13 protein-coding genes are annotated in these 14,331 nt (G+C 59.4%); 5 read left to right on the forward strand and 8 right to left on the reverse strand.

Annotated elements, in window-relative coordinates; all coding sequences use genetic code 11:
* Positions 1-92: 92 nt before the first annotated feature.
* The 3 genes from OKW37_RS16160 to OKW37_RS16170 all read left to right on the forward strand — a co-directional run bounded on the left by OKW37_RS16160 (position 93) and on the right by OKW37_RS16170 (position 3,229).
* Positions 93-1,124, forward strand: coding sequence for an NAD(P)H-binding protein (locus tag OKW37_RS16160; RefSeq protein ID WP_429509875.1), 1,032 nt, complete (start codon positions 93-95; stop codon positions 1,122-1,124).
* A gap of 107 nt (positions 1,125-1,231) precedes the next feature.
* A complete protein-coding gene (locus OKW37_RS16165) occupies positions 1,232-2,137 on the forward strand; it encodes an alpha/beta fold hydrolase (protein ID WP_429405308.1) in 906 nt (301 codons plus the stop codon).
* 159 nt (positions 2,138-2,296) lie between these two features.
* A complete protein-coding gene (locus OKW37_RS16170; RefSeq protein ID WP_429408385.1) occupies positions 2,297-3,229 on the forward strand; it encodes a 3-keto-5-aminohexanoate cleavage protein in 933 nt (310 codons plus the stop codon).
* A gap of 146 nt (positions 3,230-3,375) precedes the next feature.
* Here the strand turns inward: OKW37_RS16170 and OKW37_RS16175 are convergent, their stop codons facing one another.
* The 3 genes from OKW37_RS16175 to hisD form a co-directional block, all read right to left on the reverse strand.
* Positions 3,376-4,335 (reverse strand): 3-hydroxyacyl-CoA dehydrogenase, encoded by a 960-nt coding sequence (locus tag OKW37_RS16175; protein WP_429509877.1) that lies wholly within the window; start codon positions 4,333-4,335, stop codon positions 3,376-3,378.
* A 110-nt stretch (positions 4,336-4,445) separates the two neighbouring features.
* Positions 4,446-5,207, reverse strand: coding sequence for an SDR family NAD(P)-dependent oxidoreductase (locus OKW37_RS16180; RefSeq protein WP_429405304.1), 762 nt, complete (start codon positions 5,205-5,207; stop codon positions 4,446-4,448).
* A gap of 13 nt (positions 5,208-5,220) precedes the next feature.
* Entirely contained in the window at positions 5,221-6,534 is a 1,314-nt protein-coding gene (hisD, locus tag OKW37_RS16185; RefSeq protein ID WP_429405302.1) for a histidinol dehydrogenase, read from the reverse strand.
* A gap of 232 nt (positions 6,535-6,766) precedes the next feature.
* Between hisD and OKW37_RS16190 the strand changes: the two genes are divergently transcribed.
* Entirely contained in the window at positions 6,767-7,780 is a 1,014-nt protein-coding gene (locus OKW37_RS16190; protein WP_429405299.1) for a LacI family DNA-binding transcriptional regulator, read from the forward strand.
* Positions 7,781-7,962: 182 nt separating this feature from the next.
* Positions 7,963-8,721: an SDR family oxidoreductase gene (locus tag OKW37_RS16195; protein WP_429405296.1), complete on the forward strand. Its 759-nt coding sequence runs from the start codon at positions 7,963-7,965 to the stop codon at positions 8,719-8,721.
* A 61-nt stretch (positions 8,722-8,782) separates the two neighbouring features.
* On the opposite strand, the gene OKW37_RS16200 is transcribed toward OKW37_RS16195, so the two are convergent.
* From OKW37_RS16200 to OKW37_RS16220, 5 genes are all read right to left on the reverse strand, one after another.
* Positions 8,783-9,289 carry a MarR family winged helix-turn-helix transcriptional regulator gene (locus OKW37_RS16200; protein WP_429408383.1) on the reverse strand — a complete coding sequence of 169 codons (507 nt, stop codon included), beginning with the start codon at positions 9,287-9,289 and terminating at the stop codon, positions 8,783-8,785.
* A gap of 112 nt (positions 9,290-9,401) precedes the next feature.
* On the reverse strand, positions 9,402-10,169 hold the full coding sequence (locus OKW37_RS16205; protein ID WP_429405294.1) for an enoyl-CoA hydratase-related protein: 768 nt from the start codon (positions 10,167-10,169) through the stop codon (positions 9,402-9,404).
* 155 nt (positions 10,170-10,324) lie between these two features.
* On the reverse strand, positions 10,325-10,588 hold the full coding sequence (locus OKW37_RS16210) for a putative quinol monooxygenase (protein WP_429405293.1): 264 nt from the start codon (positions 10,586-10,588) through the stop codon (positions 10,325-10,327).
* A gap of 223 nt (positions 10,589-10,811) precedes the next feature.
* On the reverse strand, positions 10,812-11,987 hold the full coding sequence (locus OKW37_RS16215) for an acetyl-CoA C-acyltransferase (protein WP_429405291.1): 1,176 nt from the start codon (positions 11,985-11,987) through the stop codon (positions 10,812-10,814).
* Between the two features lie 191 nt (positions 11,988-12,178).
* Entirely contained in the window at positions 12,179-14,257 is a 2,079-nt protein-coding gene (locus OKW37_RS16220) for a 3-hydroxyacyl-CoA dehydrogenase NAD-binding domain-containing protein (protein WP_429405289.1), read from the reverse strand.
* Positions 14,258-14,331: the final 74 nt, after the last annotated feature.

A 14,331-nucleotide genomic window follows, 5' to 3' on the forward strand; every position in this document is an offset into this window, starting at 1 on the left:
ATAAGGACGTTAGGGAAATCAGCGTTGCTTCCATGCTCACCAAATGATAGTCTCATATGCCCATATACTCAAAAAAGAGCGAGGCACAAACCATGTCTGACGCCCCTATTCTTGTAACCAGCGCCGGCGGCAGTACCGGCTCCATCGGACGAAGCATCGTACGCGGCCTTCGCGCACGCGGGCTCCCAGTCCGCGCATTCGTGCGCACCGACGACAGGCGGGCCCAGGACCTACGGGACATGGGCGCCGAGGTCTTCGTCGGGGATCTGTTTAATCCGCGCGACGTGACGCGTGCAGTCCAGGGTGTGGGGCGCATCTACTTCAGCATGAGCCCCAACCCCTCCTATGCCGACGCGACCATCCTCATGGCGACAGCGGCGAAGCGCGAAGGCAGTTGCGAAATCTTTGTGAATATGTCGAACGTCGAGCAAAGCTATATGACCCTCGACAACATGTCTCGGCCCGACGCCGAACGCATCGCGATCCTTGGCGCCGATGTGCAGTGGTCGCCGCAGCAGCGCGTGCATTGGGCGGCAGAGCGCGCCCTCGACTGGTCCGGCCTTCCCGTCTGCCACATTCAGGCTGCGATCTTCGTTGAGAACCCGATCACGCTGTGGATGACGGCGGCGACGATCAAAGAAGATGACACGATCCGGCTTCCGTTCGGCGACGCCAAGACCGCGCCCATAGCCACGGCCGACGTCGCTGACGTCTGCATCGAGGTCCTCGCCGCACCTCAGGGTCATGCGCACAAGTCCTACGTGCTTACTGGCCCTACGCGGAAGAACTGGTACGAGTTCGCCGAAGATTTCTCGGCGGCGCTCGGGCGCAAGATCACCTATGTCCCCACGACAATCGACGACTTTCGTAACCAACTGCGGACGCTCGCGCCGGGCCTTCCCGAGCATGTCTCACTCCACCTCGAGAACTTGGCCCTGCAAAACGGCGGCGGCAAGTACGTCGCGAACGCCAGGAACGACGTGGAGCTTTTGCTAAAGCGCCCCGCGACCCCGCTGAAGGCGGTGATCGAGGCGGAAACCTGGCGCTTCGAGAAGGGCGTGCCGAATCAGCTCCAGCACGGGGATCTAAAGGACTTCAAGCGACAGCGTTTCACCGCCAGCTAACCGAAGGCCTCGTCATTCTCGCCCGTAGCATCACCTCGAGCGTCAGGCGCCGCAACATCAGTGCAGACCGGCGATCGAGCCTAACCCTATGAAAAAGGAATAACCGGATGTTGCTGACAAATTCAGGTCTTTGGAACGACGAGGGTGTGAGGCAGCGAACAGTCGCCGCCAATGGCCTCGAATTCCCCATTCTCGAGGCGGGTGACGGCCCACTCGTACTCTGCCTGCACGGCTTTCCCGACCACGCGCGTAGCTGGGTTCCGATTCTCCGGCGACTTGCCAAGGAAGGTTACTGGGCGGTGGCACCGGCGATGAGGGGATACTGGCCGGGTGGTGCTGCGCCCGACGGCCGCTACCGTAGTTCGGCCAGCGGGCAGGATGTGTTAGCGCTAATCGCGGCTCTTGGACGTGAAACCGCACACCTGATCGGACATGACATCGGCGCGCGAGCTGCCTATGCCGCCGCGAGCCTTGGATCGGACCGCGTCGGTAAGCTGGTCGGCATGGCGGTGGCATACGGGCAGAAGTTTGTCGCTTCCCTCCTTGCCGATGGAGACCAACAACGCCGCAGCTGGTACATGTTCTACTTCCAAACGCGCCTTGCCGAGGTCGCCGTACCCCGCGATGACTTCGCGTTCATTCACCGCCTCTGGCGCGAATGGTCGCCGAACTACGTCTTGCCCGATGGCGAGCGCGCATTGCTGAACGAGGCGCTTGCGAAGCCTGGTGTCCTGACCCAGACGTTCGGCTTTTACCGCCAGTTGTTCGCGCCACCGACAGAGGATCCGACGCTCCAGGATCTCGAGGCGCGTGCGAACGGGCCGATCGACGTCCCGTCGCTCTACCTACACGGCGAGCAAGACGGCTGCATGGCGACGTATCTCAGCGAGGACATGGAGCCGCTGTTCCCAAAGGGCCTGGAACGGGAGATCATCCCGGGCGTGGGTCACTTCCTTCATCTCGAGCGGCCGAACGAGATCGGGGATCGCATCGCGCGTTTCCTCGGGCGCTGATTGCAGGCAGGCCACGTTGGGTCCGTGGGCCGCCCCTGCCTATTTCGCTATCCAAACCACCAAAGCAACCTGGGCCCTTGCGGCGACGCCATGCGCGGTCGAGAGCGAGGGCCCCATCGAGAACGCTTCGTGGCCGAACCGGCCCGATAGGAGGATCAAATCGTGGCACGAAAAGTCATCATCACCTGCGCCGTGACAGGCTCGATCCATACGCCGAGCATGTCACCATACCTGCCCATCACGCCCGACGAAATAGCGCACGAGGCGATCGCTGCCGCCGAGGCCGGCGCCGCCATCCTGCATCTGCATGCGCGCAATCCGATAGATGGACGGCCTGCGTTCGACCCGGCGATCTATCGGCAATTCCTGCCGCAGATTCACGCGGCGACCGACGCGGTGATCAATATCACCACGGGCGGCTCGTACGCCATGACGCTCGACGAACGGCTTGCGGGGGCGATCGATGTTTCCGCGGAAATGGCCTCGTGCAACATGGGGTCGCTAAACGTCGGGACCTTTCCGTTGCTCGACAAGTTGAAAACGTTCAAACACGAGTGGGAGCACGACCACATCGAAGGCACACGCCGCACGATCTTCCGAAACACATTCGCCGATATTGAAGAGGTGTTCACGCGGCTCGGCGAGGCACATGGCACGCGCTTCGAATGCGAGTGCTACGACGTCGGCCACCTGTACACGCTGAAGCACTTCGTCGATCGCGGGATCATCAAAGGGCCGCTTTTCCTGCAGTTCGTGCTGGGCGTCCTCGGCGGAATCGGCGCGGATCCGGAGAATCTCGTGCACATGAAACGCATCGCGGACAAGCTTTTCGGCGATACCCATCAGTGGTCCGTGCTCGGCGCCGGCCGGCACCAGATGCCACTCGTCACGCAGGCGGCCTTGATGGGCGGACACGTCCGCGTGGGTCTGGAGGATTCGCTGTCGAGCGGACCGGGCCGGCTATCGAAGTCGAATGCCGAACAGGTTGAGATGATTCGGGATATCTTGACGCGATTCGGCTTTGAAATCGCGACGCCCGCGGAAGCGCGGCAGATGATCGGCCTCAAGGGCCGGGACAAGACGCGACTATAAAGCATAAAGGAAAGGCGTCGGCCGGGTGCAACGCTTGATGACGCTATGATCGCGCTCGACGACGCTGTTTTCTTCTTCTGGCGGATGATCTGATCGGCATCGCACGTTCAGCGTTGAGCGCCTGTCGCACCATCGCGTTGACTGACTCACTGGCCAGTGATCGAAGATTTTCGCGCCGCGAACTCCATCAGCTTTTCGTCTCGCCAATCCCGTCGCGCCGCGAGGTCATCCGCGCAGAGATGCTGTCGCCGATCTTTTTCCACTTGCGCGATCACCTCCGCATTCCACGGACCATCATTAACCCGCGAGCGGGCGATCGAGTAATAGAGCGGGCCGAACCTGTTGGCGTAGTCGGCAATGCCGCCCGGCGCATTGAGGTCGATGGTCTCGAACGGCCCCATAAACGACCATCGCCATCCGAGCCCGTCTCTTACCGTCTTGTCAATGTCCTCGCAACTTGCTACCCCGTCGCGGTGCAATGCCCATGCTTCTCGAAGCAGCGCTGCCTGAAGGCGATTGAGCACGAATCCCTCGACTTCTTTGCGGACATGAACGACGCTCTGGCCGATTGCAACCATCAGTCGGTCAACGAATTCGACCGTGTGTGCGGATGTTTGTGTAGACGGGACCAGTTCGACTACGGGCACAAGATGAGGCGGGTTAACCGGGTGAGCAATCAGCACGCGCGGTGAAATTTGAAGATCGTTGGCAAACGCCGACGCCGGGATGCCCGAACTGGAACTCCCGATGATGACGTCGGCATCCGCGATCGCATCGAGGTCCTTCATCAACGGGCGCTTCACGTCCAGTCGCTCAAGCACCGACTCCTGTACATACGCGGCACCATCGATCGCCTCTTTCAGGGAACTGACGCCCACAAGACGGCTCACGACCACCTGTGGCGGTTCACTGAGAAGCCCATGGGCATCTAGCGCCGACAACTGTTCCGCGGCCCATGCGAGCGCCTTATCTGAAACACGGGGATTGGCGTCAAACAGCCGGACGGTGACTCCGGCGCGAACGAAGGCGATGGCCCACCCTGCACCGACGAGTCCGGCACCGACGATCGCCACCGGCTTGCCGATAAATGATCCAATAGCTTTCATCATTTCCTCTGTTGCAAGAGCAGATCGGTCTGACTTACCAGGGCGAGGCCGGCCGGGTTGCGTATTTCGTCGATGCCCACGCCGGCGCCATCGCGTGATTCCGATACACGTCAGGCGGCGGTCCAGCCGCCATCCAGCATGAGTGCGCTACCGGTCACGAGCGACGAGGCTTCGCTCGCAAGGAACACCACGGCACCCATGACCTCCTCGACCCGCCCCACCCTGCCGAGTGCAATCTTCGACGTTACCCAATCGCGGAATCCCGGCACCTTGAACATCTCTTCGGTAAATACCGTCTCAATGAAGGTCGGACAAACCGTGTTCACACGGATCCCGTGCGCCCCGAGTTCCCAGGCGAGAGCTTTGGTCATCCCTTCGATCGCATGCTTGGTCGCGCAGTAAACGGTGCGCCCGCGACTTCCCACGTGCCCCATCTGCGACGAAACGTTGATGAACGACCCGCCCTGCCTGGCCTCCAACAGCCCCCTTGCCACGGCACGCGACGCGTAAAATGCCGCCTTCACGTTCAGCGCCATCATTGCTTCGATGTCCTCGTCTTTCACTGCTACGAGGTCCATCGGCCGGTTCATTCCCGCGCTGTTGGCAAGCACGTTGAACGGCCCATGCGCGAAGACTTCATCGGTCACCGCGGCGGAATCCGTAACGTCGAGCACGACGTAGTCGCTGACGCCGCCGGCGGCGTTGATCGCTTCGCATGCTTTTTCGAGCTCTTGCGCCGTCCGCGCGGCCAATGTGACACGGGCACCGGCCTGCGCAAGGGCAGCCGCGGCGACGAGGCCAATTCCCCTGCCGGCTCCTGTTACCAGCGCCGTCTTCCCATCGAGTCTGAAACTCGGAAGCGTCGGTATCATTCTTTTATGCGTCTCACGCGAGCACGGCGGAACCATACGGCACATCGCGATGCCCATACCGGCGGACGCGAATGTTCGCTTGTTCGCCGTGAGCAATCATGCCTTCAATGGCACAAAGTCGTGAGCAGTAAGCCCCAATCATCGCACTGGCCTCGTCGGTCAGAACCTTCTGATAGGTGCAGGTCTTGATAAACTTGCCAACCCACAGACCGCCTGTATAACGTGCGGCCTTGCCAGTCGGCAGCGTATGGTTCGTGCCGATGACCTTATCGCCGAAGGCCACGTTCGTTCGCGGGCCAAGGAAGAGCGCACCATAGTTCTTCATGTTGGTGAGGAAATAGTCCGGATCGCGAGTCATCACCTGGACGTGCTCGGAAGCGATGCGGTCCGCTTCCTGCACCATTTCTTCCAGCGTGTCGACGACGATAACTTCGCCATAGTCGCGCCATGAAGCACCCGCGGTGTTTGCAGTCGGCAGAATCTTCAGCAAGCGCTCGACTTCGGCGATCGTGTCCTTCGCCAGCGCCAGCGAGTTCGTCAGGAGGACAGCCGGCGTATTGAAACCATGTTCAGCCTGACCGAGCAGGTCGGTCGCGCACATCTCGGCATCAATGCTGTCGTCGGCAATAACGAGCGTTTCCGTCGGACCAGCGATGAGGTCGATACCGATGCGACCGAACAGTTGACGCTTCGCCTCGGCAACAAATGCGTTGCCCGGCCCCACCACCATCGCTACCGGATCGATTGTTTGGGTGCCGAGCGCCATCGCGGCGATCGCCTGCACACCGCCGAACGTATAAATCTCGTCAGCGCCACCGAGGTGCATCGCCGCGACCACTGCGGGATTCGGCTTGCCGTGCACTGGGGGCGAGGCAGTGATGACGCGCGGCACGCCGGCGACCTTCGCAGTGACAACACTCATGTGCGCCGACGCAACGAGCGGGAATTTTCCGCCGGGCACGTAGCACGCGACACTGTCCACCGGCATGTTCTTGTGGCCGAGGACGACACCCGGCAGGGTCTCCACCTCGATGTCACGGAGCGCCTCGCGCTGCGCCTGCGCAAAATTGCGCACCTGCGCCTGCGCAAACTTGATGTCGTCCAGTTGGCCTTGCGACAAAGCACCGACGCAAGCTGCGATTTCGCTTTCCGAGAGCCGGAAGCTTTCGGGAGACCAGTTATCGAACTTCTTCGACAACTCCGCCACCGCTGCATCTCCGCGTTTGGCGACATCGGCGAGGATGTCAGTGACCGTGTCGCGCACTTTTGCTGCGTCCTGGGACGATTCTTCAGCGCTGCGGCCGTGCTTCAGATATTGGATTGCCATTTGCTTTTCCTGTCAGGATGGTTGACCAGATTTGCCTTCCCGGTGACGGAGGGCTTGCGCTACCATCGATGCAAATCTATCGCAAATATTTTGTGCAAAGGGATGCAAACGGTAGACGATTACCCTAAAGGCACTGTCGTTGGGCCATCTCCAGACGAGCGATTCATTCATTATGCAAACTAGTGCAAAACGTCCTGCCGACGCGAAACCCGTCAAAGTAAGGCTCGAGGACGTGGCCGAAAAACTGGGCATCTCAGTGTCGACGGTCTCACGCTCGCTGGCAGGCCATCCCGCAATCAGCAGCGAGACCCGTGGTTCAGTGCAGGCGGCGGCTGCCGAACTAGGCTACCGGTTTCCTGCACAAGGGCGGCGAGCGAAGAAATCGGCGACCAAGTTGATCGGTGTTGTGGTCGGTGCGCTTCATAACCGATTCATGACCGTGCTGCTGACACATCTGCACGACGCGTTGCAGGAACTTGGTTTTCAGATCACCTTAATGATCGATTCGATGAACGACTCTGAAAACCTCCTGGCCTTCCGGCCCCTGATAGACGGCTATCTGGACGGTCTGATTTTCGCCACAGCGACGCTAGATTCACCGGTAGTCGCCGAGATGCAACGGCGAGGAATCCCAATTGTGCTGGTCGTCCGCTCAGTGGACAACGTGATGGTTGACACCGTGGAGATCGATAATGTTTACGCTGGAGCGGTCGCGGCCGAGCATCTGTACGAGCTGGGTCATCGGCGAATCGGCCTCGTGATGGGACCGCAAAACACGTCCACGAGTCGTGATCGTGCGATCGGTGTATCGAGCTGCCTGAAGGAAATTGGCTTGCCCCCGGAGTCGATATCGCTCGTCTGGGGCGACTACACGACCGAGTCTGGCTATTCCAGCACGATCTCGATGCTCCGTGAGGCCGATCCGGTTACAGCTATCGTCGCCGGGAACGACATGATCGCGCTGGGTGTCTTGGAGGCCGCGAAGCGGCAAGGCATTCGCGTGCCGGACCAACTTTCCATCATTGGTTTCGACGACATGCCACTCTCGGGGTCGCCACTAGTGGGGCTTACTTCGATACGCCAGCCCGTCGAGGCAATGGCCCGCACGGCTGCGCGCCGGCTCGTTGAGCGGATCCGCGCGGGGGGAATGGGGGCGTATACACATGATGTGCTGCCGATCCAGTTGGTGCGTCGCGACACCACGGGCCCTCGAGGCAATTGCGCTTTGACGTTCGAGCTCGAGTAGATGGCCTGCTGTTCATGCGGGGGGAGCTGCACCGAGCTCGGGAGGACTCGGTCATGTGGCAGTCCGCTCCATGCTTATCGACCTGAGCGATCAGATCAAGCGCGACAGCTACAAGGCAAACTGTCCAATTGGGTATCTCGTAGGCTAAGATGCGACCGCCGACGATCTATATCGAGACCGCTATGTCAGATGAGAAGAAAACAGCGCTTGTGACGAACGCTGCCGGATATGCCGGACCGCCAGCCGTGACCGCACTGAGCGACGCTGGATTTAGGGTTTTCGTACATGACGCGACGTTCACGGACCCTGTAGCAATAGCCCAATTCCTCCAAGTGCATCCGGCAGCAGAAGTGATTTGCGCGGACAACCCTGCGACACTCGTAACCGAGGCGTGGAAGACGGCCGGGAAGATCAACGCGATCGTTTGCAACGACCACTACCCAGCGGTACAAATCTCATCCGAAAAGGCGTCGTTAGACGAGTTTGGACAAACGCTCGAAGTTCTCGTGCTCAATCCGTTCGCATTGCTGCAGGCAGCAATTCCTCTTTTGAGGGATCAAGGTGGTGGGAACATTGTAATGATCACGTCGTGCCGCACGCACGCACCTATTCAAGGCGGCGCCATTCCTGACGCAGCAAGGGCTGCAGCCAACGCGCTGGTAAAGTCGCTGGCGGTAGAGCTGGCTCCGGATGCGATCGCGGTTAACGCAGTCTCTCCCAACTTTTTGTACAGCGAAGCCTACTATCCGAAAGCAATATTCATCGACAACGAGAAAGGGAAAGATTATGTGACCAAGAACGTTCCGGCTGGAAGGCTCGGTCGACCAGATGAAATCGGCGATGTCATCAGGTTTCTGGCTTCAACGGAAGCACGGTTCCTTACTGGCGCGATTATCGATTTTAACGGGGGTTGGCCGTCATCGTCGGTTCGTCCTACCTGACTCCTTACTTTTCTGCGCACATCGTGGTCCGCTGTCAAGCCGAACCAGCGGGACAGGAACGTCATCGAATAAGAGAAAGCAATTCTGCCTGCAATCGTGCTGCCTTCGCGCTGCCATAGAGCTTTTCAAGCTCCAGTTGTGCGGCCCTCAAGTGCACTTCACCCTGTTCTACCTTGTCAAGGCCGGCCTCGGTTAGCGAAAGTACACAGCGTCGGCCGTACTGTGCATGGCGTGCTTTCAACAGTAGTCTCGCGGAGATAAGGGGTTTGATGGCGCGCGCTAACGTCGTACGCTCCATGACTAGAATCTCGCCGAGGTCAATCATCGTCATGAATTCATGTTCTCGCAATACCATAAGTATCTCTAACTGCCCTACGGTAACCGATGCCTGCGCCAAGTGCCGGTTGTAGATTCTCGAAACATAGCGCTTCGCTTGATTAACTGCGAAGCAGTAGTCCTCCTCCAGAGTGTGTTCAATAACTCCCTCAAGCGACCGCCCCCCGCTGTCCTGCGTGGTTTGCAGATGGTCCTCAACCTTAATAATTGCGCCTCTCAGGCATGGGGTCATATACACGTTTATTCCTGACGTGAAAAGCCAACACTCGCACGAAAAGGTGGGCGTCTGACGTGAAAAATTAAAAGAGCCCCGTCCGCTCGATCTCGGCGCAGGGGCCACAGGTTCAATCGAGGTCCTTCGGTGGCCGCTGCGCAAGGAAGGCATGGAAGACTTCGCGGGCCTCAGGGGACCCGAGCTGCCTTGCGAACTGTTGGCTCTCCGCCGTGATTTGTGCAAGGATTGACTCCCGGTCCCGCATGAGTAGCTTGGTGGCCATCATCGCACCCAAGGGCCGAGACGCCAGGAGCTTTGCGGCAGACAATGCTTCTTCGCGCACCCTCCCCCTCTCGACAGCCAGGTTCGCAACGCCCCACGATACCGCGGTGTCTCCATCCATGGGTTTGCCCATTGCGAAAAGTGCGAACGCTCTCGCGTGCCCAACGCGTGCAACCATCAACAACGTAGATGCAGCTTCTGGCACCAAGGCGAGATTGACGAAAGGGGCGACAAGCTTCGCATCGTGCGCAACGACGACAAAGTCACAGTGAAGCAGCAAAGTCACACCTATGCCGATCGCTTGTCCTTGCACGCCAGCGACGAGCGGCTTACGCGCCGTGGCAAGTGCTGTCAGAAAGCGGTGCACGGGAACTGGGAGATCGTTACGTTCAGCTTGCGCCCAGCCTGCGAACGCCGAGATATCGTTTCCAGCCGTAAATGTATCCCCTTCCGATAGGAGGAGAACGACGTGAACCTCCGAATCCCCCTGAGCAGTATCGATCTGATCAGCCAGCGCAGCGTACATAGGCTCGGTGATCGCGTTCATCTTGCCAGGCCTGTTAAGCGTCACGACGAGGACGCCATCCTCAGTTCTCTTTGTAATGAATTCAGACATGATTGACGTCTCTCCATAAGGTGTTTGCCGGCCCAACCAGCCAAGTCCTCTCGCAGGCGCAGGCACTCGACAGCGCGGCGCACACCGGCCTATCAGAACAGATCACCGAACCGGTACCGAATGAGCGCATCGGCGTCAGCCATGATGCGATCAATTTAAGTTTCAGGTTTGCCATCGATGTAGTCCCCGAGCTTTCTTCCGAGAACGCGGTAGTGATCAGACTTTCGATGGGCGGCGCCGCCCTCTTCATCGCGGCAGCGCTCAAGGAACGAGTACGACGTCTCCGCGTCTCCTTTGAGCAATTCGTAGCCCATGCATCCCGGTTCGGCGCGCGAGGCATCGACCAACTGCCGGGCCGTCGAGACAAACGCCTCGGATGTCTCGAGTTTGATTTTCAGGTTCGCCAAGATCACGATCATCGAAAACATCCTTTTGTGCGTTATGCAACCGGTTTTTGTCTAGAAGAATCAGGTAAGAGGTGGCAGAAGAATCGCTCCATCCTCCTCAGCTTTCAGCGGAAATTCCATCCTGGGCCCCTTGAGCGAAAATGCGGCGAGCGGCTTGCCCGTTTGAACAGAGCCGACCTCACAAACGTACGGCATGTGTACTGGTGAAAACGGCGATCACGACTTGCATGGCTCCCTAGAGCACTTCGAAAATGGCCGCTGCCCCCATGCCACTGGCCATGCACATCGTCACGGCGACGCGTTTGGCTCCGCGCCGCCGGCCTTCGATCAGCGCGTGGCCAGTCAGGCGCTGGCCCGACATGCCGTAGGGGTGGCCAATCGCGATGGCACCTCCGTTCACGTTCAACTTCTCGTCTGGAATGCCAAGGAAATCACGGCAATAAATCACCTGAACCGCGAACGCCTCGTTAAGCTCCCAAAGGTCGATATCGTCCGTATTCAAGCCCAAGCGTCCTAGCACCTTGGGTACGGCAAAGATTGGCCCGATTCCCATCACGCCTGGCTCGCAGCCAGCCACTGCGAAGCCAAGAAAACGCCCTAGCGGCGCCAGGCCGTGCCGCTCGGCGTAGGCTTCACTTACGACCACGCACGCACCCGCGCCATCAGAAAACTGGCTTGCATTACCCGCGCTTACGACACCACCTGGCAGCGCAGGCCGGATTCCGGCAATACTCTCCACCGTGGTGCCTTCGCGTAGCCCCTCATCGCGCGAGACATCTACCTCGCCCGTCACGAAACCAAGCTCTGGATCGACGAGCCCCTTCGTGACGGTGATCGGCGCAATTTCAGCTTCGAAGCGCCCGGCTGCATGCGCCGCACATGCCTTTTGCTGGCTCGCCGCGCCAAACACGTCCATCGCCTCTCGGCCAATGCCGTACACTTTGGCTACCTCTTCGGCCGTCTGAAGCATGCTCCAGTAAATCTCAGGCTTGATCTGTTCCAACGAAGGGTCGATCGACATATGCCGATTCGATTGGTTCTGCACACAAGAAATGCTTTCCACTCCACCGGCTACATAGACCTCGCCTTCCCCCATGCCAATACGTTGGCAGGCCAGCACGATGGATTGCAGGCCCGAACTGCAAAAGCGGTTAAGGGTTAGCCCCGGCACGGAGACGGGCAGCCCCGCCTTGATCGCGCTCTGGCGTGCGATGTTGTAGCCGGTGGCACCTTCCGGTGCCGAGCAGCCCATCAGCACGTCCTCGACTTCGGCTCCGTCGATGCCCGCACGCGCCAGCGCCTGTTGAACTACGTGCCCCCCTAAGGTGGCGCCATGGGTCATGTTGAACGCGCCTTTCCAACTTTTGGTCAGCGGAGTTCGGGCGGTAGATACGATCACTGCGTTGCTCATCTCGGTTTCCTGTATTCGATCAGCTAAACGATTTGCTTTCCGCCAGCAACCGTTTGATTAGCGGCGCTGGTATCCAAACGCAGACTCGACCCTCGCCGTGGAGATGATCACTGCGTTGTTCACTACTTCTGTTTACAATTACGTAATGTGGCGCCGGGCGCAACATTCAGGCATCAGGCAACCATAGCTTTTCAATCGTTAAACCCCTGGCCCGAGTCGGCGAGCTTCTTCAAGAGCGGTGCGAGCTGCCATGCCTGCCCCTGGTAGCCCCGTGCGTATCGCCGGATCGAACGCGCGACGTTGTAAAGTCCCACCTCGTCTGCATAACGCATAGGACCGCCGCGGAACCGCGGGAAACCGTAGCCGTTCAGGTAGACGGTGTCGATATCGGAGGCCTTTGACGCGATGCCTTCCTCGACAATCAGCGCACCTTCATTGACGAGCGCGTACACGAGGCGTTCGACGATTTCCTCATCGCTGATTCGCCGCCGGGCGATACCCAGATCCTCTGAATGCCGAACAATCATGTCATTCACCTCTTTGCTGGGATACGCCTTTCGATCACCTGGTTTGTAGTCGTACCAGCCCTTGCTCGTCTTTTGGCCGAAGCGCCCCATCTCGCAAAGTAGATCGCCGACCTTTGAGTAATTGAACGCTGGATTTTCGACAGCGCGGCGCTTTCGAATTTCCCATGCAATATCGTTGCCGGCCATGTCGATCATGCGAAACGGCCCCATGGCAAAACCGAATCGCTCGACGGCGCGGTCGACCTGATCGGGTAGCGCCCCTTCGTCCAGCAGGAAGCCGGCTTGGCGGCTGTACTGCTCGATCATCCGGTTACCGATGAAACCGTCGCAGACGCCCGATACCACCGCGGTCTTCCCGATCCGCTTTGCGAGCGCCATCACCGTGGCGAGAACGTCCCGACCCGTTTTCCTCCCGCGCACTACCTCGAGTAGCTTCATCACGTTGGCGGGACTGAAAAAATGCATGCCGACTACGTCCTGCGGGTGCTTGGTGAACGATGCGATAACGTCGACGTCCAGCGTGGACGTGTTCGATGCCAAAATCGCGCCAGGCCTCATGATTTCATCGAGTTTCCTGACTACGGCCTCCTTGGCGCTCATGTCCTCGAACACAGCCTCGATCACAAGGTCGGAGCCTTTGATGTCGTCGTAGGACAGCGTCGTGGTGAGCAGCGACATGCGTTCCGCAATCTGATCTCGACGAAGCTTGCCTTTTTTTGCCGTGTCTTCGTAACCACGTCGAATGGTCTCTACGCCGCGTGCGAGCGCGTCGGCATTCGTCTCCAGCAGCGTAACCGGCAGGCCAGCGTTCAGGAAGCTCATGCCGATGCCTCTTCCCATAAGGCCTGCGCCGATCACCGCGACTTTAGCGATCTTGCGGGCAGGCGTATCGGCGGGTACATCGGGAATCTTGCTAGCGGCTCGCTCGGCAAAGAACGCATGCCGCAGCGCGCGCGACTCCGGTGTGGACATCAGATACTGGAAAGCGTCGCGCTCCTCCCGCATGCCTTTGTCGAACGGCTTAAGAGATGCCGCCACGGCCTCGACACATTTCAGTGGTGCCGGCAAGTTTCCCGCAGCGGCGATAGTAGCTCCGGCGTATCCGAGATAGGCTTCAGCGCTCTCGTGTTGCACGGCAAGATCCCGCAAGCGCGGATGTGCGCCCGGCGAATGAGCTACGTTGCGCGCATATTTTTCGGCAGCCTCAAGCACACCATCTTCGACGACCAGGTCGAAAAGCTGAGTATTTGCTAACGCACCGGCGGTCGTCGTCTTACCGGACACGATCATGTTCAATGCTGCTTCAAGGCCGATAGCGCGTGGCAGCCGCTGCGTCCCGCCGGCTCCCGGCAGCAGTCCTAGCTTCACTTCCGGCAGCGCAATGAGCGCGTCTTTAGCCGCAACGCGGTAATGGCAACCAAGCGCCAACTCGAGCCCTCCGCCCATGGCCACCGAATGAATTGCCGCCACGACGGGCTTGGGCGAAGCTTCGATAGTGTCGATCACCGTCTGCAGGGTAGGCGCTTGGAACGCCATCGGCGTACCGAACTCACGGATATCCGCGCCGCCCGAGAATGCGTTACCCGTGCCTGCGATGACGACAGCGGTGACGCCATCGTCATCGAGCGCACGAACCATCGCCTCCAAGATTCCCTTTCGCGTGCGGTGACTGAGCCCATTGACGGGAGGATTGTCTAGCGTAATGACGACCACGCCGCCACGGTCCTGATATTGTGCTGTCATGCTGTTTCCTTTTCCTTTTGAAGCTGTAGCGAATGACCGAATGGAACTCGTCCGCGACCTTTGAAGCCAATCAG

Origin of the sequence: Paraburkholderia sp. MM5482-R2 (genome assembly GCF_050436125.1) — a bacterium.
GTDB classification, from domain to species: domain Bacteria; phylum Pseudomonadota; class Gammaproteobacteria; order Burkholderiales; family Burkholderiaceae; genus Paraburkholderia; species Paraburkholderia tuberum.